The organism is Alistipes sp. CHKCI003, assembly GCF_900021155.1.
GTDB classification, from domain to species: Bacteria; Bacteroidota; Bacteroidia; order Bacteroidales; family Rikenellaceae; genus Alistipes; species Alistipes excrementavium.
Genome location: NZ_FCNT01000061.1, coordinates 38485 through 59707 on the forward strand (window position 1 = coordinate 38485; position 21223 = coordinate 59707).

Below are 21223 nucleotides of genomic sequence, written 5' to 3' on the forward strand. Positions count from 1 at the left end.
TTTTCCGAAGAGCCAATTCTCGAAGGGTTGAAAAACTTGTCGCACAGCCCCTTCGTCCTAATTTCCGCCCCTCCCTTGTCTTCGGGGTTTTGCGGAGAGAGAGGGATTCGAACCCCCGGTACAGTTGCCCGTACACCGCATTTCGAGTGCGGCCCGATCGACCACTCCGGCATCTCTCCCTGAGTTTCGGGAGTGCAAATATAGACATATTTTTTCATTTTCACACGTTTCTGCCAAAAAAATGCGCGTGCGGCCCGCGATTTATTCCGATTGGCGACTTATCCGTATCTTCGACTTTGTTCCGGCAAATGCGGATTTATTTGTTTTGCTCCCGACTTATCCGTATCTTTGTTCTGAAAAGACAAACCGATTCCGTGCAGTGATCTTGCGCTGTGCCCGTTTATATAGCGGTGCGAATACGAAAAGAGGAACGGTTTTCGTTACTATGACAGGAACAGAACGGATGCAAAGATACATGCGCTATGAAAAAAATAAGAATCATCATCGGAATATCGGCTTTGGCATTGGGATTGTCCGGGTGTTCGTCCGTCTATTACCGTGCGGACAGCGGCACCTACGACGACCTTTATGCCGTGCATGACCGTGCCGCGATCGCCAAGCGGCAACAGGCGGAAGCCGAAGCGCGCCGTGCGGCCGCCGAGGCGCGGCAGGCGGAGTGGGAAGCCCGGCTGGCCGAAGCACAGGCTGCGGCGGCGGAAGAGGCCTATTACGACGGTCTTTCCTACGACGGTATCGTCGCCGACGACTATGAAAGCGCCTATGCACGCCGTCTGAGGGGGTTTCAGTCGATGACCTACAATCTGCCGTCGAGCTATTTCGAACTCCGCTACAACAGCCCGACATGGAATTATGTCTCGGCCTACGATCCTGCGTTCTATAATGTGATCGTCATGGGCGACGAGGTGTGGGTAGAGCCCAAATACATTACTTCGATGTTCGGATTGTGGGGCAGTGTCTCGGTCTACAACTACGGCTGGTATTTCGGTTTCGGCTTCGGTCCGGCCTATTCGTGGTGGGGCTATCCGCACTATTCGTGGTGGGACTGGAACATGGCTTATTACAATCCGTGGTACAATCCGTGGTGGTACGGACCCGGATGGGGCTGGGCACCCGGTTATCCTCCCTATTATCCGGGCTGGGGCGGTCCGCATTGGAGCCATCATCACCGGCCCAATTACCGCTTGGCGGGCGGAGGCACCTCCTCGCGCTACCGTCCGGGCAACGTTTCGGGCAGCCGCTATCAGGCCGGGCAGTCGGGCGGTTACCGCAGCGGTACGACCACGCCTTCGCGCGGCAATGCGGGCGCAGGCCGGACCTACTATCAGTCTGGCGGGCGTAACAATGCGAACGACCGGAATGTATACAACAGCGGCTCGTCGGGCTCGAACCGCAATACCTATACGCCTAACCGCAACACGTACACGCCCGAACGGAATACTTATACACCGAGTAGGACCACCTACAACAGTACCCCTTCGCGCGGCGGCAGCGGTTTCAGCACCGGCTCGGCCGGTTCGCGCGGCGGCTCTGTGGGCGGTTCCGGCGGAGGGTCGCGGGGCGGCAGCACTTCGAGCGGCAGCCGCGGATTCGGCGGAAGGTAACGAAGGTGCATTATACGATAAGGAGGGTGTTTTCGCCGATACGGGGGCGATTCGGGCCTGTACGAAGGCCGGCAGGAGGAAGCGGCTGTAAAAAGCCCCGTTTCGTTAAACCGGGTGCGGAGCCGAACTCGTTCGAGCTATGCCGAGGCGGGAACCGGACGAAAGAAATTCAACCATTTCGTTAAGCCGAGGGCAATCCGGATTCGCGCGGAGATTGCCGAGGCGGGAAGACGATGGGAAACCTCCGCGTTTATCCGCGAACCTTCGTTGCAAAACGATTGGAGGTGTTGCCGGCGCGCAGGGTTCGGAATGAAGTTCGGAACCGTTGTGCGGAGCAGCGGCGGACGGGAGGAGTGCCCCGTCGCAGTCGCCGGGTGCCCGTCGCCGGCTGCGGAACGGAACAGCGGACAAGCATAATACACGTACGTATGAGACGATTGATAAGAGTAATCGCGCTGGGCGCGATGTGCGCAGCGGCCTTTCCGGCACAGGCGCAGTTGAAATTCGGTGGCTCGGTGCTGGATCACGACGTGATGATGAGCGGCGATTTCGCCGATATGTCGCGGACGCATCCTTTCGGGACGTCGCGGGCGATGGCGCTCGGCGGAGCTTTCGCCTCGTTGGGGGGGGATATGACGGCGATGTTCGTCAATCCGGCCGGTCTGGGTATGTATCGCAGCAACGAAATCACGCTCACGCCGATGATGTCGTTCACCCATTCCGAAACGGCAGGCACGCTTCCGTACAAGGGCGATAACAAGAATCGTTTTTCGATGGCCGACGTCGGCATAGCCCTGAATGTCTATCAAAGTCCGTCGAAACCTCTTACGAGCCTTACGGTCGGATTCGGCCTCAACCGCGTCGCCGACTTCAACAAGCGTTACAGTTTCTCGTCGGAGTCGCGTTACGATCCGAATCGGCCGGACCGTCTGATGCCGACCATCGCCGATGTCTTCGGGCAGCAGCTCGGACAGAACGGCATCTTCCCCACGTCGGACGGCAGCCTCGGATACAACGGTGTGAATCCCTATTTCTGGCCGGCCGTACTCGGATACAACGCCTATATGATCAGTCCGTACACCGATGGCGAGGGCAACCCGCTCTGGGTGCCCGACTGCATCGGCAGCAACGCTTCGGTGCTCCATTCGAACGATGTCGTCAGCAGCGGTTCGATCAACGAGTTCGCCTTCTCCGTGGGGGCCAACTTCGGCAATATCGTCTACGTGGGCGCCACGCTCGGATTCCAGAGCGTGCACAGGGAGCAGAGCATCTATTATCAGGAGGAGTACGGCTATTTCGATGCCGCGGGCAATCCTACGGCGGCGGTGAACAGTTCGGGCGAATACATCCGTTCGCAACTCGACTATGCGGGGCTCTATCAGAAGACGGTCCTCGACGGCAGCGGCGTGAATTTCAAGATCGGCGTGATCGTGCGTCCGACGCCGAGTCTGCGTTTGGGCGTCGCGTTCCACACGCCGACGTTCTATTCGCTCGACCGCACCTACGAAGGCGATGTCGAATCGTCGCTCTACAACAACGAGACGAAGGAGACGAAGGTGAATGTCGACTGGACCCCCATCCTCAATGACGAAGGCGGCAACAGTTGGGACTTCGTGTCGCCGTCGCGCCTGATGTTCGGCGCTTCGTATACGTTCGGAACGTTCGCGCTCGTTACGGTGGACTACGAGCGCGACTGGTACAACGGCATCCGCGTGAAGAACGTGCCGGTATCCGACCCCGCCTTTATGATCTACCCCGAGAGCTACAAGACGGAGTTCAAGTCCAACTTCCGCGGCACGAATACGGTGCGTGCCGGCGTGGAGGTGAAGCCGCTCCCGATCCTCGCGCTGCGGGCGGGCGGCGGTTATACGGACTCGATGTTCAAGGACGGTTCGCTCTACTTCAATGCCCCTTATACCACCGAAAGCTATTATTTCTCGGCGGGTGTGGGCGTCAGTCTTTCGCGTGCGGTAACGCTCGATGTCGCCTACCAGAACCTCACGGAGAAGCAGACGGCCTATCAGCTCTTCTTCAGCCTCGATCAGCAGACGGGCGAGATGAAGACCTTCAGCGGGCTTTACGATACGAAATATACGCGCCATTTCGTCTCCATGACGCTCGGTTTTCGCTTCTGATGCCGTTCGCGCGCAGGGTTCCCCGCATTCGGCTTGCCGACGCGGGGGCGGCGAGCGGGGCTGTCTAAGATTTGTTGGACAGCCCTTTTTTATTCGTACTGCTCATCGGGAACTTTTTCCGAATACGCATTCCCAGAGGGTTGAAAAAACTTGTTGGACACACCCCCCCCCAATTCCCCGGCGGCGGATTCTGAAATGTGGATTATATTTTATAATTTTGCGCCCTGTACCAAGGATACTAAAGAAAAAGGATATGGCAAAGGAGCTGAAAGACTTGACCAAGTCGGATGAGAACTATTCGCAATGGTATAACGATCTGGTGGTGAAAGCGGGCCTCGCAGAGAATTCGGCCGTCCGCGGCTGCATGGTCATCAAACCCTACGGCTATGCGATCTGGGAGAAGATGCACGACGCGCTGGACCGGATGTTCAAGGAGACGGGGCACCAGAACGCCTACTTCCCGCTTTTCATCCCCAAATCCTTCTTTTCGAAGGAGGCCCACCATGTCGAAGGCTTCGCCAAGGAGTGCGCCGTGGTTACGCACTACCGACTGAAGAACGATCCCGAAGGCAAGGGTGTCGTGGTCGATCCCGACGCCAGACTCGAAGAGGAGCTGATCGTGCGTCCCACGTCGGAGACGATCATCTGGAACACCTACAAGAATTGGATCCAGTCCTACCGCGACCTGCCTATTCTTTGCAACCAGTGGGCCAACGTCGTCCGTTGGGAGATGCGGACGCGCCTTTTCCTGCGCACGGCCGAGTTCCTCTGGCAGGAGGGCCACACGGCTCACGCCACGCGCGAGGAGGCTGTGGCCGAAGCCGAGAAGATGATCCACGTCTACCGGCGGTTCGCCGAGGAGTGGATGTCGCTGCCGGTCGTCGTGGGCCACAAATCGCCCAACGAACGTTTCGCCGGTGCGGAGGACACGCTTACGATCGAGGCCCTGATGCAGGACGGCAAGGCGCTCCAGAGCGGCACGTCGCACTTCCTCGGGCAGAATTTCGCCAAGGCGTTCGACGTGCAGTATGTCAACAGGGAGGGAAAACTCGAATATGTCTGGGCGACCTCGTGGGGTGTTTCGACCCGCCTGATGGGCGCCCTCATCATGGCTCACTCGGACAACAACGGCCTCGTGCTGCCGCCGAAGCTGGCGCCGATCCACGTCGTGATGGTGCCCATCTACAAAGGTCCCGAACAACTGGCGGACATCGTCGGAAGGTTCGAAGCGCTGGCCGGGGAGCTGCGTGCGAAGGGGCTCGCGGTCAAGATCGACGACCGCGACAACGTTCGTTCGGGCTTCAAGTTCGCCGAATACGAACTCAAGGGTGTGCCCGTGCGTCTGGCGATGGGACCGCGCGATCTGGAAAACGGTACGGTCGAACTGTTCCGCCGCGATACGCTCGAAAAGGAGACGCTGCCGCTCGACGGACTGGCCGTGCGGATCGAACGGCTGATGACCGAAATACAGGAGAACATCTACCGCAAGGCGCTCGCCTACCGCGATTCGATGATTACGCGGGTCGATACGTGGGAGGAATTCCGGCGCGTACTCGACGAGAAGGGCGGCTTCGTTTCGGCCCACTGGGACGGGACGGTCGAAACGGAGGTGGCCATCAAGGAGGCCACGAAGGCCACGATCCGCTGCATCCCGATCGACGCCGTCGACGAGGAGGGCGTCTGCGTCTACTCGGGAAGGCCTTCGCACCGCCGCGTGCTCTTCGCCAGAAGCTATTGATGCGGCAAGCGATGACGGGTGCGGCCGGACAGCGTAAACGGAAGATTTACCGCGTAACCCTCGTGGGGTTCGCGGTAAATCTCGTTTTGTCGGCTGCCAAGCTGGCGGCGGGCGTGCCGGGGGCGGCGGCGCCATGATCGCCGATGCCGTGCATTCGCTCTCGGACATCGCTACGGACGTGGCGGTCGTCGTCTTCGCGTGAATCTCGTCCAAGCCCAAGGATGCGCCCACGATTACGGAGACGGCAAGTACGAAACGCTCGCTACGATCTTCATTGCGCTGGCGCCCGCCACTGTGGGTGCGGGGAGCCTCGTCCGCAGCATCGAGGCCGTGCGGAATTCGTTGTACGGAATCGTCCTGCCGCACCCGGGCGCCGTGGCGCTCATCGCCGCGGCCGTCTCCGCCGCAGCTGGGAAGGCGCGCTACCGGTACACCGTGAAGGCCGGCCGTTCGCTCGCCGGCCCGAGGGACGTCGCAGATGCATGCCCCCCCCCTGCGATGCCTTTTCGTCGCTCGCTGCGCTCGCCGGCATCGGCTGCGCCTGCTTTTTCGGCGATAAACGGCGCATCGCCGCCCCTATTGCCGCCATGGGGGTCGCCGTTTTATCTTCAAGGTGGCCTTCGATCTGCTGCGCAGCGGGGTCGACGAATTGCTCGAACGCTCTCTTCCCGCCGAAACGGAGGCCGGGACCATGCAGATCGTGCAGGCCGATCCTGCGGAGTACGATCCGTACAACCTGTGCACGCGCCGCATCGGAAATGCGGTCGCTGTCGAAGTCCGCATCCGTGGGGCCGGGGCCGCTGCGATGACCGTCGAACGTTCGCACCGTCTGACGATCGACATCGGATGCCGGCTCCGGGAGCGTTTCGGCGAAGGCACCTTCGTCGCCGTGCATGTCGAACCGCTGATGCAGAGGGCCGCTCCGTTCGCACGGCGTCCGCCTCTTACCGGTTTCCGCAGCTCTTTTTTTCGCTTCGGCGTTCTTCGCAAGTATGTTTCCGGCGGCGGAATCTTTGCCGCCGCCCTCTCTTCGGCGCGGATGTTCGGTGCGCACGCCCCGTGAGACGGAACGGCCTTGCTCCGCACCCGTTTCCCCGTGCGGATGCCCGGATGGGAGGGCCAAATCCGGATGCGCCGCCGTGCATCCTCCCCCGACCGCTGCCGCCCGGTGCGCCCGTGTCGGGCGATTGCGGAACGCGCAGGAGCGTTTCTTGTATGTATCCTTTGTCTCGTTCTTCCGAAGACCGCGACCGAAAAGGGGTGGAATCGGCTGCGGCAGGAGAGTTTTAACTGTTATTTTTTTCACATTGTGAAAAATGTTTGCTACCTTTGTGCCGTCGAAACCGCACCTTCGCTGTGCGGGGGCGACGGGTTGGGTTAAGGATTCGATGTTTAATTCATAATAAGACAACACTATGGACAAAATGGATTTGAAAAAGTACGGGATCACGGGCGTAACCGAGATCGTGTACAATCCCTCCTACGACGAGCTGTTCCGCGAAGAGACCAAGAAAGGGCTGCGCGGCTACGAGAAGGGCCAGCTGACCGACATGGGCGCCGTGAACGTGATGACGGGCGTCTACACGGGCCGTTCGCCCAAGGACAAGTTCTTCGTGATGGACGAGACGACCAAAGATACGATCTGGTGGACTTCGGACGAATATAAGAACGACAACAAGCCCGTTACGAAAGCTGCGTGGAAAGAACTGAAAAAGATCGCCACGAAGGAGCTTTCGGGCAAAAAACTCTATGTCGTGGACACCTTCTGCGGCGCCAACGAGAACACCCGTCTGAAGATCCGCTTCATCATGGAGGTCGCATGGCAGGCCCACTTCGTGAAGAACATGTTCATCCGTCCGACGGATGCCGAGCTGGAGCAGTACGGCGAGCCCGATTTCGTGGTGCTCAACGCTTCGAAAGCCAAGGTGAAGGATTACAAGAAACTCGGTCTGAACTCCGAAACGGCCGTCGTCTTCAACCTCACCGAGAAGATGCAGGTCATCATCAATACGTGGTACGGCGGCGAGATGAAGAAGGGCATGTTCTCCTACATGAACTACCTGCTGCCGCTCAAGGGTATCGCTTCGATGCACTGCTCGGCCAATACGAACGAAAAGGGCGAAACGGCCATCTTCTTCGGCCTGTCCGGTACGGGCAAGACGACGCTCTCGACCGATCCGAAGCGCCAGCTCATCGGCGACGACGAGCACGGCTGGGACGACGACGGCGTATTCAATTTCGAGGGCGGCTGCTACGCGAAGGTCATCAATCTCTCGAAGGAGAACGAACCCGACATCTGGAACGCCATCCGCCGCAACGCCCTGTTGGAGAACGTAACGGTGGACCGGAAGGGCAAGATCGACTTTACGGACAAGTCCGTAACGGAGAATACCCGCGTGTCGTATCCGATCTTCCACATCGACAACATCGTGAAGCCCGTGTCGAAGGCTCCGGCCGCCAAGAAGGTGATCTTCCTCTCGGCCGATGCGTTCGGCGTGCTGCCCCCCGTTTCGATCCTGACGCCCGAGCAGACGAAGTACTACTTCCTCTCCGGCTTCACCGCGAAGCTCGCCGGCACGGAGCGCGGCATCACGGAGCCCACGCCGACCTTCTCGGCCTGCTTCGGCGCCGCATTCCTCTCGCTGCACCCCACGAAGTACGGCGAGGAACTCGTGAAGCGCATGAAACAGTCGGGCGCTACGGCCTATCTCGTCAATACGGGCTGGAACGGCACGGGCAAGCGTATCTCGATCAAGGATACGCGCGGCATCATCGACGCCATCCTCGACGGTTCGATCGACAAGGCCAAGACCAAGACGCTGCCGATTTTCGACTTCAAGATTCCGACGGAGCTGCCCGGCGTGGATCCCAAGATCCTCGATCCCCGCGACACATACAAAGACGCGAAGGAGTGGGAGGTGAAGGCCGAGGATTTGGCCAATCGTTTCGTAAAGAACTTCACGAAGTTCACCGGCAACGCCGAGGGCAAGTCGCTCGTGGCTGCCGGACCGAAAGTGAAATAGTTCCGCGCTGCGGCGCATCATCCGAAGGGGCTGTCTAACACGTGTTAGACAGCCTTTTTTATGCGTACTGCTATTCGAGAACTTTTCCGGATACGCAATTCTCAGAGGGTTGAAAAAACTTGTTAAACGGTCTCTTGTGTTTAGGACGCGGCGGAGCCACGACGACTTCGATCCAGCTGCGACCCGACAGCGGCGCGGGTGCGTTCGTCGGACGATCGGGGAGCCGCTAAGGGGCGGAGCTGCCGCAGCGGCTCTCGGGCTCGGGTCCGGCTGAACCCGCAGTTCGCCGCCGGATGCCGGTGCCGCATCGGTTCAGGCCGGCATCTTTTCGGCCTTTCGCTTTCGTTGCGTGTTCTTTCCTGCTCTTCGGGCGTCCGTTCCTGTTGCGAGGTCGGTGCGGGGACCGCTTGCCGCGCCCGCCGATTTCCGGATGTACGCCCACCCTGCATCCAGTCCGTTTTGCGGCGCGGGGTTTGCAGGAACGGGACGATAAACGTAAAGCGATTTTATGGACAAGGTGATTCATCGCGCCGATACGCGCGGATATGCCGACCACGGCTGGCTCCGGACGTTTCATACGTTCAGTTTCGCGGGTTATTACGACCCGCACAGAATTCATTTCGGCGCTCTTCGCGTGCTGAACGACGATACGGTGGCCGGAGGAAAGGGCTTCGGGACGCATCCCCACGACAACATGGAGATCGTCTCCATTCCGCTGTCGGGGACGCTCATGCATCGCGACAGCATGGGACACGCCGAGACGCTCTCCGTCGGCGAGATACAGGTGATGTCGGCCGGAATGGGTATTACGCACAGCGAGTACAATGCCGATCCCGCGGTGCCGGTGCAGTTTCTGCAAATCTGGATCATGACCGACAGGCGGAATCATACGCCCCGCTACGAGACCGTGCGTCTCGATCCGCCGGAGAAAAACAGGCTGCGTTTGATCGTCGCACCCGAAGGATTCGGCGACAGCGGACACACGGGATGGCTGCATCAGACGACATGGTTCTATACGGCCGACATCGAGGCGGGACGCGAGGTCGAATACGTGCTCAACGGACGCGGCAACGGCGTCTATCTCTTCGTGCTGGAGGGGCGTGTCGAGGTCGGGGATGCGACGCTCGGCCGCCGCGACGGAATGGGGATCTGGAATACGGAGAGGTTCGCCGTACGGGCTGCAGACGAGGCGCAGGTGCTCCTGATCGAAGTGCCGATGTGATGCCGTCTTCGTGCGTGCCGACGGACGGCACTCGTTTCTACGCGAAACGTGCGTGCGAAGTTTGCCGTGGTGAAGGGGCGCACGAGAGGGCGCGGAATACGCCGTTTCCGAAAATGAATCGTTATATTTGCTCCGTCATGACTTAATGAATGGAGCGTATGCGACTTTGGAGATGGAGCGGTGTGTTTCTCGCAGCCACGGGTTCGATTCACACCCTGTATGCCCTGATCGTTCAGGGGAAGATCTGGATCGCCGTTTTTCGGGACGGAGCGGTCGGTGCGATCGGCACGAATGCGGAGCGGAGTTATGCGTTGTGGTTTTTGGTATGCGGCATACTCGTCGTTCTGTGGGGCGCCACTCTGCATTGTTACATTCGGCAGACGCGAAGGCCGGCGCCGGCGTCGCTCGGCTGGGCTCTGTTGTCGGTGTCCGTTGCCGGATGTGTTTTCGAACCCTTGTCCGGCTTCTGGCTTTTTCTGCCTCAGGCCCTTCTGATGATCGCCGCCGGACGGAGAGCCGTTGTCCGGGAGGCGAAGTAGTTGTCGGGGGGCTGTGCGCGGCGCCGTCCGCTTCGGACCGCGGTGCGGGGCCGCGAAACCGTCGGATACCGCAATCGCCGGTGTTGTATGGCGGTCGGCTGCGCCGCAGCCGACCCTTTCGGCACTCGTTCCGAAGACTGCGGAACGGAAACGACGCCCGTCCCTGCCGGACCCGTTTCGGCGGGGACGGGCGTCGTCGAATCGGAGGCGTCGGACGGCTCGGCATCGTGCGCTCCGGGCGGGCGGCGGATTCAGAACTCCGAGGTGAAGTGGAACCGGATCTTCTTGAAATTCTCCTGTGCCAGCGCCAGTCCGTAACTCGTGTCGGCGAGGAAGACGTCGCGCCCGTGTTTGTCGACGGCCATGTTGGTGTGTTTACGACGCTTGAAGTCGGCCAGCTGTGCGGCGTCGTCGCTCTCGATCCAGCAGGCTTTGTAGATCGAGATCGGCTCCCAGCGGCAGGCGGCGTTGTACTCGTGTTCGAGCCGGTACTGGATCACCTCGAACTGGAGCGCGCCGACCGTGCCGATGATCTTTCGGCCGTTGAGCGAGCTGGTGAAGAGCTGGGCCACTCCTTCGTCCATCAGTTGATCGATGCCTTTGGCGAGCTGCTTGAATTTCAGCGGATCGGCATTTTCGATGTAGCGGAACTGTTCGGGCGCGAAGGAGGGGATGCCCGTGAACTTGAGCTTTTCGCCCTCGGTGAAGGTGTCGCCGATCTTGAAGTTGCCCGTGTCGTGCAGGCCCACGATGTCGCCCGGGTAGGCGAGGTCGATCACCGACTTCTTTTCGGCCATGAAGGCCGTGGGCGACGAGAATTTCATCTGCTTGCCGCTGCGGACGTGCAGGTAGTTTTTGTTGCGTTCGAACGTGCCGGAACAGATCTTCAGAAAGGCGATGCGGTCGCGGTGGTTGGGGTCCATGTTGGCGTGGATCTTGAAGACGAAGCCCGTCATCTTCGGCTCCGACGGCTCCACGGTGCGCGTCTCGGTCGGTGCCGGACGGGGCGAGGGGGCGATCCGGACGAAGCACTCCAGCAGCTCGCGCACGCCGAAGTTGTTGACTGCCGATCCGAAGAAGACCGGTGCCAGTTCGCCCCGCAGGTAGGCGTCGCGCTCGAACGGGTCGTAGACGCCCTCCACCAGCTCGACGTCCGAGCGCAGCTGTGCGGCGAATTGCTCCCCGATCTGCGCGTCGAGCGCATCGGAGGCCAGATCGGCGATCTCGGCCGTCGAGGCCGAGGCCGTGAGCTTCTCGTCGGAGGTGAAGAGCGAAAGGTTCTTTTCGTAGAGGTTGTAGACGCCTTTGAACGTCGGGCCGTTCGAGATCGGGAAGGCCAGCGGCCGCACGCGGATGCGCAGCTCGCGCTCGACTTCGTCCAACAGGTCGAACGGGTCTTTCGAGGGGCGGTCGAGCTTGTTGATGAAGACGATCACGGGCGTCGAACGCATCCGGCAGACCTCCATCAGCTTGCGTGTCTGCGACTCCACGCCCTTGGCACCGTCGATGACGATGATTACCGAGTCGACGGCCGTCAGCGTGCGGTAGGTGTCTTCGGCGAAATCTTCGTGGCCCGGGGTGTCGAGGATGTTGATTTTGTCGCCTTTGTATTCGAAGCCCATCACGGACGTGGCGACCGAGATGCCGCGCTGGCGCTCGATCTCCATGAAGTCCGAGGTGGCTCCCTTCTTGATTTTGTTGCTTTTCACGGCTCCGGCGACATGGATGGCGCCGCCGAAGAGGAGCAGTTTCTCCGTGAGCGTGGTTTTGCCCGCATCGGGGTGGGCGATGACGGCGAACGTGCGCCGGCGTGCGATTTCTTCCTGTAAGGTCATTGAATCTGAATCTGTCGTGTCGTTTGTTTATGCGGTCGGCCGCGGGGCCGGCGCGATTCCGGAGGCGTGCGGGGCTCTGCGTCGTGCGGGGCAGGGGCAGTTGCCCGTGTGTCGCTCCGCAGGAGTATGCCGGCGGGCGTTTCTTCCGTATCTTCGGTCCGTGCCGGATCGGATCGTCCGCGGCGGTACCCTCCCTCAGTGGGCTCGTAGGGGGTCGGGCCTTGCGTCTGTACCGGATGCCGTGCCGGCGGCGGCATCCGGTTCGGGAGCGTCGCTCTGCGGATAGTCCGTATTGAAGTGGCAGCCGACCGATTCCTTCAGTTCGCGGCCCTGCTTGATGACGAGGTAGGCTACGGCGATCATGTTGCGCAGTTCGCACAGCTCGCGGTTGGGTTTGGTCTTGTTGTAGAGCTCTTCGGTCTCCTCGTAGAGGATTTCGAGCCTCCGCATGGCCCGTTTGAGCGAAAGGTTCGAGCGGACGATGCCTACGTAGTTGGTCATGATCTGCTGCATCTCGCGCTTCGACTGGATGATCATCAGCATCTCCTCCGTGTGCTGCGTCCCCTCGAAATCCCAATCGGGAATGCCCTCCTGAAACTCCGTTCGGCCGATCAGTCCCGCCGTATGGCGTGCGGCACGGTCGGCGTAGACGACCGCTTCGATCAGCGAGTTGGATGCGAGCCGGTTGGCCCCGTGCAACCCCGTGCAGGAGGTCTCGCCCAGCGCATAGAGCCGCCGGATCGAGGTCTGTCCGTTGCCGTCGACCTTCACGCCGCCGCAGCTGTAATGGGCGGCAGGCGTAACGGGAATCCACTGCCGGGTGATGTCGATGCCGATCGAGAGGCATTTCTCGTAAATGTTGGGAAAGTGGCTGCGGACGGCGTCGGGTGCCTTGTGCGTAACGTCGAGGTAGACGAAATCCTCGCCCCGCTTGGTCATTTCGGTGTAGATCGCACGAGCCGTAACGTCGCGCGGCGCCAGCGACTTCATCGGGTGGTAGCGGTCCATGAACTCCTCGCCGTTCTGCAGCCGCAGGATGGCTCCGAAACCGCGCATGGCCTCCGTGATGAGGAAGTTGGGTTTCTCGCCCGGATGATAGAGCGACGTGGGGTGGAACTGGATGAACTGCATGTTCTCGGTGATGGCTTTGGCGCGGTGGCACATCGCCACGCCGTCGCCCGTGGCCACCACGGGATTGGTCGTCGAGGAGTAGATGTTGCCGCAGCCGCCCGTGGCGACGACGGTGAACTTGGCGAGCATGGTCTCGATCTCGTTGGTGCCGAGATTCAGCACGTAGGCACCGAAGCACGTCAGACCGCGCGTATGGCGCGTTACGAATTCGCCGAGGTGGTGCTGCGTCAAGAGGTCGATGGCGAAGCGGTGTTCGAGGACCGTGATGTTCGGATGTTCGCGCACGGAGCGTATGAGCGCCCGTTCGATTTCGGCGCCCGTGAGATCTTCGTGGTGGAGGATGCGGTGTTCGGAATGACCGCCCTCGCGGTTGAGTTCGAAGCGGCCGTCGGCCGTCTTGTCGAAGCGGGTGCCCCATGCGATCAGATCGCGGATCCGCTCGGGCGCATGGCGCACGACCAGCTCTACGGCTTCGCGGTCGCACTTGCCGGCGCCGCAGACCATCGTATCCCGTATGTGCTTTTCGAAGGAATCCGGCGCATAAGTTACCGAGCAGATGCCGCCCTGTGCGTAGTTGGTGTTGCACTCGTTCATCTCGCCTTTCGTTACGACGGTTACGCGCCCGTGTGCGGCGGCTTTCAGGGCGAAACTCAGCCCCGCGGCGCCGGAGCCTATCACCAGAAAATCGGTTTTCATACGCTAAAGATGATCGTTTTGTAACGACAAATGTACGAAACAATCCGCAAATGGCAATCCGCAATCCGAATAATTTGCAGCTTGGGCTCCGTCTCAGGTACCCGCGTCCGGCAACCGCGAATAAATTCGCATTCGTCTCCGGCGGTATTCGTACCTTTGCCTTCGTCGTAGGGTACTCCCGCTCGGCAAAATGCAAATAAATTTGCTTTTGCACTCGACTTATTCGTACCTTTGGCGCGCAATGGAGCGACATATCGACATAAACGACTACGACTACGATCTGCCCGAAGGACGGATCGCCAAGTTCCCGCTCGGCGAGCGGAGCGCCTCGAAGCTGCTCGTGTGGCGCGGCGGAGAGATCGCCGAACGGCATTTCCGCGACATCGGCGACGTGCTGCCAGCGGGGCAGCTTCTCGTGTTCAACAACACGAAGGTGATCCGTGCACGAATCATCATGCACAAACCCTCGGGAGCCCGTATCGAGGTCTTCTGTCTCGAACCGCACGCGCCGGCCGACTACGAGCGTGCCTTCGCCGTGAAAGGCGGTTGCGAGTGGAGCTGCATCGTGGGGAACCTCAAGAAATGGAAGGAGGGATACGTCGAGGTCGGTTTCGAATGGGAAGGGCGCACGGAGCATTTGCGTGCGTGGCGCACGGGCGGGGGCGGACGCGAGCAGATCGTCCGCTTCGAATGGACCGTCGACCGGACCTTCGGACAGTTGCTCGAACACCTCGGGCGTATTCCGATTCCGCCCTATCTCGACCGCGAGAGCGAGGAGATCGACAACACGCGCTATCAGACGGTCTATTCGAAATTCGAAGGTTCCGTAGCCGCACCCACGGCAGGACTGCATTTCACGTCCGAACTGATCGAGGGGATGAAGGCGCGCGGCTTCGGCTTCGAGGAGGTAACGCTTCATGTGGGTGCCGGTACGTTCCTGCCCGTCAAGGACGAGGATGCGGCCCGGCATCCGATGCACACCGAACACTTCGAAATCCGCCGTGCGGCCGTAGAAGCATTGCGGGAGCGGTGGGGAGCCATAACGGCGGTCGGTACCACTTCGGTCCGCACGCTCGAATCGCTCGCAGCGCTGGCGTGGCGCATCCGGAAGTCGGGCTCGCCGGAAGTCGGGCGGCCCGTGGGACAGTGGGAGCTGTACGACATACCGGCTTCGTTCTCCGGCTGCGAGGCGCTCGATACGCTCGCCGGATACATGGACCGCGAGGGGACGGAGCGGCTCAAGGCGGCCACGCAGATCATGATCACGCCGTTGGGGTACGAGTTCCGCATCGTGCGCAACCTCATCACCAATTTCCACCAGCCCAAGTCCACGCTGCTGCTGCTTGTGGCGGCCTATGCCGGCGAGGCATGGCACACGATCTACGACTATGCGCTCGCGCACGATTTACGTTTCCTCAGCTACGGAGATTCGTCGGTGTTGATGCGCTGATCCGTTCCGGCATCGGACGGAGCCGTTGCGCTCCTGCCCGGCGGGGTGCCTGCCGGTCGCAAGAGCCGAAGTTGTAGTCGACCGAAATCGTAACGCAGCGGGTGCTGAATATGGGGTTTCTCTCGAACCGTGTTTCCGGATGCCGGTCAATCCTTTCTCGTATCCGAATCCGAAATAGATGTTCCTCCATGCGGCGCCGGTCCGATCCGGAGCCGGGGTCGGAGTCGGAGCGGCGCATACCGCCCTATTTGCCGAAGCATTTTCCTGCGAACCCGAAAGCATAATGAGTTTCCCCGAAAGGCTGTGCCGTATGATGATCTCCGAAACGTCCGATATGAGCCGACGGAAGATCAGGCGTATTCGCAGATATTCCCTCGGCTTTGGCAGTCGTCCATGCGGCGTTGAGACCGGCCCGAATTCCCGTGATGCGCTTGGGCGAGCGGACGGTCGCCGGGGTTTTCTCCGGATTATCGGCCGAGAGCGGAGCCGCGGCGGCTGCGAGAGCGGCGAAAAGAAGCAGCGGTTTTTTCATGGTGCGATGGTTTTGAGTTAGAGTCGTCGGTTCGTATCGGCATAAATCCGAATGCAGGTCGCGGCGCGAGACCGATGTATGAGGAAGATAAGATAAAAGGACGGAACGGCGATGCGCTATTCCGGATTTTTTTCGTACCTTTGCCGTGCTTTTAGGGAAGTTAGTTTCGTTATTGTTACATTCATAAATTATTTTCAGTATGCAGATTGTAGAGATTCATGCAAGGGAAATCCTCGATTCGAGAGGTAATCCGACCGTGGAGGTCGAAGTTCGTACCGTATCCGGAGCCTTCGGCCGCGCAGCCGTTCCGAGCGGTGCCTCGACCGGCGAGAACGAGGCGCTCGAACTGCGCGACGGCGACAAGAGCCGCTATCTGGGCAAGGGCGTGGAGAAAGCCGTGCGGAACGTGAACGAGGTGATCGCACCCGCCATCATCGGCATGAACGTAGCCGATCAGGTCGGCATCGACAAGGCGATGATCGAGCTCGACGGCACCAAGACCAAGTCGAATCTGGGCGCCAATGCCATCCTCGGCGTTTCGCTGGCCGTGGCCCGTGCCGCCGCCGACTACTTCGGCATGCCTCTCTACCGTTATATCGGCGGTTCGAACGCCAAGTGTCTGCCCGTGCCGATGATGAACATCATCAACGGCGGTTCGCACTCCGACGCTCCCATCGCTTTTCAGGAGTTCATGATCCGCCCCGTGGGCGCTCCGTCGCTCAAGGAGGCCGTGCGCATGGGCGCCGAGGTGTTCCACAACCTGAAGAAGGTGCTCCACAACCGCGGCCTTTCGACGGCCGTGGGCGACGAGGGCGGTTTCGCTCCCGCGCTGAACGGTACGGAGGACGCGCTCGATTCGATCATCGAAGCCATCAAGGCTGCCGGATATAAACCCGGCCGCAAGTGCGAGGGCGGCGACGTGGCGATCGGCATGGACTGCGCTTCGTCGGAGTTCTATAAGGACGGCGTATACGACTATACGAAGTTCGAAGGCGAGAAGGGCGCCAAGCGTTCGTCGAAGGAGCAGGTCGAGTACCTCAAGGGGCTCGTGGCCAAATACCCGATCGACTCGATCGAGGACGGCATGTCCGAGAACGACTGGGAGGGCTGGCAGCTGCTCACGCGCGAGCTGGGCGACAAATGCCAGCTCGTCGGCGACGACCTGTTCGTAACGAACGTGGATTTCCTGCGCAAGGGCATCGAGATGGGCTGCGCCAACTCGATCCTCATCAAGGTGAACCAGATCGGTTCGCTGACCGAGACGCTCGACGCTATCGAGATGGCGCACCGTGCGGGGTATACGACCGTTACGTCGCACCGTTCGGGCGAGACCGAGGATTCGACGATCGCCGACATCGCCGTGGCGACCAATTCGGGTCAGATCAAGACCGGTTCCATGTCGCGTTCGGACCGTATGGCCAAGTACAACCAGCTGCTCCGCATCGAGGAGGAGCTGGGCGAGAACGCCATTTACGGTTACGAGAAGGTATACCGCAAGTAATTCGCCCGTAGGTTTTGCATGCGGTCCGTGCCGCATGCCGTGGGTTCCGATCCCCGAAACGGCTTCTCCATCGAGGAGGGGCGTTTCGGGGATTTTTCAGATCGAAACCATCCGGACATTCCGATCGGCCGGATATTTCGAATTCCGCTTTTCGGTCCGGAGACCGGATCGTTTGCGGTCCTTTCCGATGCGATCCAAGGTGATGGCCTGTCGGGGACGTGCGATTCGAGCGGTCGAGTTCGTCGTGCCGAAAGCACTGCTCGGTGCGGAACGGGCGGTGGAGCCCCTCCCGCGGCAGCGCTTTTGCGACGGCGGCAGTCCGTCCGCCTGTGCGGCTTCGATGGCGGACTGCATGCGTGCCGGAGGCGTTGAGGCTCGGCCGCCTGCCGTTTATCGTCGGTCGAGAACAGGGGCAGTTCAAAGTCTTGAGACGGTATGGGACAGGGCAGCAGGATGCCTTACGGACGAATGTCCGTAAAAGCGGAAGGGACCGCAGGGCTGCCTGTTGCGTTGTGATCGGTATGACGGTTCGGCTGTCTGTTCCATGCCGTTTTAATGGGTCGGAACCCGACATTTGTTTTGGCATGGCACGGCCGGCGGAGAGGCGGATTTTGCGGCCAGAACTCTCGCGGGATCGGAGACGGGACGATTGCCGGTCTATTCCGCGATATGTACTTCGGAGCGCTGCACCTCGCCGCGAAAACGCTTGGGCGAGATGATGCGGTAGCCGATCGAGAGGCCGATCTTGTTGGGGTACCACTCCGACGAGCCGTTGAACGGATCGGGGTATTCGGGCTGCACGGGGCGGTGGGGATGCATGTCGATCTCGCCGTCCATGCTGTAGCCGTTGTAGAAACTCGACATCCACGACCAGCCGAGAAAAGCGTCGAGCACCCACCGTTCGCGGAACTGCCATTCGTAGCCTGCGCAGATGCCGATCATGAAGCCGTAGCCTTTGCAGTAGCGGTCTTCGAAACGAAGGTGCCAGCCGTCCATGTAGGGTTTCGACATGTCGAAAGCCATCATGCCGGCATTCGCCCCGAGGTACCAGCCGTCGTTATGCCCGCGGAAATAGCGGCGGTATTCGCCCATGAGGATGCCGAAGAGCATGTGTTTGCCGCCGATGGATTCCCACGGCGAGACGACGATCTCGGTCTGCACGGTCGATTTGGGCGATATGACGAACTCCACGGAGGGGTTCACGACACCCGCGAGGGCGTAGAGTCCGTTGAGTTTCACGTAGGTCTGGGCGCCTGCCGGCAGAGCCGTGGCCGTGAAAACGAAAAGAACGGCGAGGGCCGCAATGGACTTTTTCATTCCGGAGCTTTTAGATTCGGCTCTCAAAAATAGTACAAATAATCGGAGGAATGAAGTTTTCGGGAGATAAAATCCATGTTCCGCCGGACGGTTCGCACCCTTCAGTCGCGGATAGTCCCGGTATCGGGACGGTGCCTGCGTCATACCTATATTTATATGTTGTCGTTAACGAAAGCCCGTCGTCTTTCGGTTTTTTCGGACGGGGCGTTAAAAGATTCTGCCAGTTGCGGATGGATGCGGCACCATGGAGCGCGCGGGCGGATCGTTGCGGGGCGCTGTCCCGGAGACCTCGTTCGGGCGGCGGCTTGCCGATGGGTGCGGGCGGAGTGCTCCGGGACGGTTGCCGAGGCGTCGGGCCGGACGTTGCGCGGTCGTCGAGGCGCTCTACGAGCGGATCGCTTTTCGGACCGGTCTCTTCGAGGCGTGGCGGCGGCATGTTTCAAGAGCTTTGTGGGGATTGTTGTGCGGGATTCGTCGGGCCGTGTGGGGGCTGTTCCCCGGTTGCGGTTCCCCGGCGGCGGAGGTTTGCCCTCTTGAGGCATGTTCCGCAGACGGGGGATTCCGTCGTTTGCTGTTCGTAGTCATGGGCCTCCGCATCTTCCTATTGCCCCGCCATGAGGTGTGCGAATGCCGCGAAAACCTGAGCCCATCGGCCCGGCGTCCGAAACGGACGATTGTTCCCGCAAACTTTTGAAAAGCTCCGGTATATCGTGAAGAAATTCTTTGAATTCGGACTAATTCTTCGGCGGATAGTTCAGCGGCGCGAAATATTCGCCGAGGGCTATCTTGTAAAACTTTCAAATCTACAGGATCGACATCAGTGTCGGGAGCTCGTTTTCTGTTTCGTAGCTATTGATGGCCAGATGTATGCGATCTATAAGATATTTTTGGGGGGGGCTGATTATGTGCGATCCGCAAATCACTATTGCGTTGTGCAAGTTTTTTGATGAACTCTTCGTCTTTGTAATATCTGTTTTTTTCGGTCGTGATTTAAAAAAAATAGTCAAATCGAAACAAATGCACGTATTCATGAGCACTTGAAGGACTTTTTTCTTCCATTTGCACATGGAAACAATTCTTGCTGTTGCAGAAATTATGTTGACTTCGTTCCGTAATTAGAATCTGTTTGGACAGCGAAACCTATTGAAGGTTGAGGCGAGCCTTTATGCCCTGAAGATCCCGCAAATTTTCGACCCGCATAAAACCCACGCAGTCGCCTGTTTTAACTCGTCATTAGTTCGCTATTCCCACGGGGACGAAGATGATGTCGATGTCCATAAAAAATTCATCTAAGGACACATCGTAATATTTGCAAAGAGGTGCAACCGAATAAACTGAGCTCGAACGTTTCCCGGATTCAACTCGGCTTGCGTTAGCTCCATCATCCATTGTTTTGAGGTAATCCCCGTTCATTGCGCAGATTCTTCAACCTCTGGGCAAGCAAATTCAGAAATTCTGTTTCTTTACGAGGAACACTCGTTTTGTATAATTATTCCTTTGGATAATCGACCGATTCGAAGAACTTCTTGAGCGTTATTCCATACAATTTACAGAGGATGACGAGCGAATCGAGAGAAGGTAATCTGATGCCTGCTTTGTATTGGGAGAGGTTCAACCTTGTGTGTTCGATTACATATTCTTGCGAATAGTTCCGCTCCGAACGCAACTCTTTCAGGCGTTCGATGATCCGCTTCTTTAGTTCAATATCTGTTCGTTTAGGCTTCCCTTTTTCCACAGATACAAAAAAATAACACTTTTCAGTAATTTATACGTGTATAAATGCAAGGATTACTCGTCTTTTTCGTATATTTGCCCGAGTAAACATTTATTTCTATTACAGAAATTGTGCTAACTTTGCCGTAGACTTATGGCAGAGTAACATACAATAGAGGTTAAGACAACCTTTATGCCTTTTCGTAAACTCGCGACTACTATGATTTATAGTAGGTTTATAATCCGGCGTAAAATTTGTCTGAAACCCAAGTTGTTACTATGCCTGCGACTTCGTGTCGCAGGCAGGCTTGGGCGTAAGGGCGTTTTTCCGGATTAAAGCTCGCGAGGCTGACGAAAAGGAATTATGCACCTTGCGCCCTCGCTTTTTGTATAAAGTTTATGGAAAGCCGCGTCGGGTGCCGTGTGCAAAACAAATGAAGATACCCGATATGTTACGGCCTGTTCATCCGGATGTCCGCTCCGCTTTCGCAACTCGACCCGGCACCTTTTCAGGTGCCGGGAGCGGCTTCGCGCCCGGTCGTACCGACTGCGCGTCGCTGTGGTTTTTGTTCACGCATTCGGTTTCGAGCTGGTCGCCGGCGGTTTCGAAGCGTCGCTCGGCTTCGCAAGCTTGGGTTCCGTATCCCGTGTTTTCGAGGGTCTATCCGCATTCAGATCGGCGGATGCCCTGCGTTTCGGGTATCATATTCCGGCAACGGCTCCAAATCCTCAAACAAGGTTCGCCCTTGCGCACCGCGCGTCGCAATCG

The 21223-nt window shown here is 59.1% G+C and carries 14 protein-coding genes and 1 tRNA gene; 9 read left to right on the forward strand and 6 right to left on the reverse strand.

Going from position 1 to position 21223, the window contains the following annotated elements:
• Window positions 1-92: 92 nt before the first annotated feature.
• Window positions 93-179, reverse strand: a tRNA-Ser gene (locus BN3659_RS08660).
• Between the two features lie 303 nt (window positions 180-482).
• Here BN3659_RS08660 and BN3659_RS08665 point away from each other — a divergent pair.
• From BN3659_RS08665 to BN3659_RS08695, 7 genes are all read left to right on the forward strand, one after another.
• The gene (locus tag BN3659_RS08665; protein ID WP_091536243.1) at window positions 483-1622 is read left to right on the forward strand and encodes a hypothetical protein; all 1140 of its coding nucleotides are present in this window, start codon (window positions 483-485) and stop codon (window positions 1620-1622) included.
• A 428-nt stretch (window positions 1623-2050) separates the two neighbouring features.
• Window positions 2051-3757 carry an OmpP1/FadL family transporter gene (locus BN3659_RS08670; protein ID WP_091536245.1) on the forward strand — a complete coding sequence of 569 codons (1707 nt, stop codon included), beginning with the start codon at window positions 2051-2053 and terminating at the stop codon, window positions 3755-3757.
• Between the two features lie 253 nt (window positions 3758-4010).
• Window positions 4011-5495: a proline--tRNA ligase gene (gene proS, locus BN3659_RS08675; protein ID WP_091536246.1), complete on the forward strand. Its 1485-nt coding sequence runs from the start codon at window positions 4011-4013 to the stop codon at window positions 5493-5495.
• A gap of 613 nt (window positions 5496-6108) precedes the next feature.
• Window positions 6109-6558: a cation transporter dimerization domain-containing protein gene (locus tag BN3659_RS13515; RefSeq protein ID WP_224757870.1), complete on the forward strand. Its 450-nt coding sequence runs from the start codon at window positions 6109-6111 to the stop codon at window positions 6556-6558.
• A 352-nt stretch (window positions 6559-6910) separates the two neighbouring features.
• Complete coding sequence (pckA, locus tag BN3659_RS08685; protein ID WP_091536248.1) at window positions 6911-8518, forward strand: phosphoenolpyruvate carboxykinase (ATP); 1608 nt, start codon at window positions 6911-6913, stop codon at window positions 8516-8518.
• A 508-nt stretch (window positions 8519-9026) separates the two neighbouring features.
• A complete protein-coding gene (locus BN3659_RS08690; RefSeq protein WP_091536250.1) occupies window positions 9027-9740 on the forward strand; it encodes a pirin family protein in 714 nt (237 codons plus the stop codon).
• A 158-nt stretch (window positions 9741-9898) separates the two neighbouring features.
• Entirely contained in the window at window positions 9899-10279 is a 381-nt protein-coding gene (locus BN3659_RS08695) for a DUF6463 family protein (RefSeq protein ID WP_091536274.1), read from the forward strand.
• Between the two features lie 251 nt (window positions 10280-10530).
• On the opposite strand, the gene BN3659_RS08700 is transcribed toward BN3659_RS08695, so the two are convergent.
• The gene (locus BN3659_RS08700) at window positions 10531-12114 is read right to left on the reverse strand and encodes a peptide chain release factor 3 (RefSeq protein WP_091536252.1); all 1584 of its coding nucleotides are present in this window, start codon (window positions 12112-12114) and stop codon (window positions 10531-10533) included.
• A gap of 195 nt (window positions 12115-12309) precedes the next feature.
• Entirely contained in the window at window positions 12310-13941 is a 1632-nt protein-coding gene (nadB, locus tag BN3659_RS08705; RefSeq protein WP_091536254.1) for an L-aspartate oxidase, read from the reverse strand.
• Between the two features lie 241 nt (window positions 13942-14182).
• Here nadB and BN3659_RS08710 point away from each other — a divergent pair, with 241 nt between their 5' ends.
• The gene (locus BN3659_RS08710) at window positions 14183-15391 is read left to right on the forward strand and encodes an S-adenosylmethionine:tRNA ribosyltransferase-isomerase (RefSeq protein ID WP_091536255.1); all 1209 of its coding nucleotides are present in this window, start codon (window positions 14183-14185) and stop codon (window positions 15389-15391) included.
• A 244-nt stretch (window positions 15392-15635) separates the two neighbouring features.
• On the opposite strand, the gene BN3659_RS08715 is transcribed toward BN3659_RS08710, so the two are convergent.
• Window positions 15636-15923, reverse strand: coding sequence for a hypothetical protein (locus BN3659_RS08715; RefSeq protein ID WP_091536257.1), 288 nt, complete (start codon window positions 15921-15923; stop codon window positions 15636-15638).
• 199 nt (window positions 15924-16122) lie between these two features.
• Between BN3659_RS08715 and eno the strand changes: the two genes are divergently transcribed.
• Window positions 16123-17424 (forward strand): phosphopyruvate hydratase, encoded by a 1302-nt coding sequence (gene eno / locus BN3659_RS08720; RefSeq protein ID WP_091536259.1) that lies wholly within the window; start codon window positions 16123-16125, stop codon window positions 17422-17424.
• A 657-nt stretch (window positions 17425-18081) separates the two neighbouring features.
• Here eno and BN3659_RS08730 read toward each other — a convergent pair.
• Both BN3659_RS08730 and BN3659_RS13670 read right to left on the reverse strand, forming a co-directional pair.
• The gene (locus BN3659_RS08730; RefSeq protein WP_091536262.1) at window positions 18082-18741 is read right to left on the reverse strand and encodes a DUF3575 domain-containing protein; all 660 of its coding nucleotides are present in this window, start codon (window positions 18739-18741) and stop codon (window positions 18082-18084) included.
• 1489 nt (window positions 18742-20230) lie between these two features.
• Window positions 20231-20476, reverse strand: coding sequence for a helix-turn-helix domain-containing protein (locus BN3659_RS13670; RefSeq protein ID WP_091536265.1), 246 nt, complete (start codon window positions 20474-20476; stop codon window positions 20231-20233).
• Between the last annotated feature and the right edge of the window lie 747 nt (window positions 20477-21223).

Coding starts and splice junctions, on each gene's coding strand:
- BN3659_RS08665 (WP_091536243.1), top strand. CDS start 483: ATGAAAAAAATAAGAATCATCATCGGAATATCGGCTTTGGCATTGGGA.
- BN3659_RS08670 (WP_091536245.1), top strand. CDS start 2,051: ATGAGACGATTGATAAGAGTAATCGCGCTGGGCGCGATGTGCGCAGCG.
- proS (WP_091536246.1), top strand. CDS start 4,011: ATGGCAAAGGAGCTGAAAGACTTGACCAAGTCGGATGAGAACTATTCG.
- pckA (WP_091536248.1), top strand. CDS start 6,911: ATGGACAAAATGGATTTGAAAAAGTACGGGATCACGGGCGTAACCGAG.
- BN3659_RS08690 (WP_091536250.1), top strand. CDS start 9,027: ATGGACAAGGTGATTCATCGCGCCGATACGCGCGGATATGCCGACCAC.
- BN3659_RS08695 (WP_091536274.1), top strand. CDS start 9,899: ATGCGACTTTGGAGATGGAGCGGTGTGTTTCTCGCAGCCACGGGTTCG.
- BN3659_RS08700 (WP_091536252.1), bottom strand. CDS start 12,114: ATGACCTTACAGGAAGAAATCGCACGCCGGCGCACGTTCGCCGTCATC.
- nadB (WP_091536254.1), bottom strand. CDS start 13,941: ATGAAAACCGATTTTCTGGTGATAGGCTCCGGCGCCGCGGGGCTGAGT.
- BN3659_RS08710 (WP_091536255.1), top strand. CDS start 14,183: ATGGAGCGACATATCGACATAAACGACTACGACTACGATCTGCCCGAA.
- BN3659_RS08715 (WP_091536257.1), bottom strand. CDS start 15,923: ATGAAAAAACCGCTGCTTCTTTTCGCCGCTCTCGCAGCCGCCGCGGCT.
- eno (WP_091536259.1), top strand. CDS start 16,123: ATGCAGATTGTAGAGATTCATGCAAGGGAAATCCTCGATTCGAGAGGT.
- BN3659_RS08730 (WP_091536262.1), bottom strand. CDS start 18,741: ATGAAAAAGTCCATTGCGGCCCTCGCCGTTCTTTTCGTTTTCACGGCC.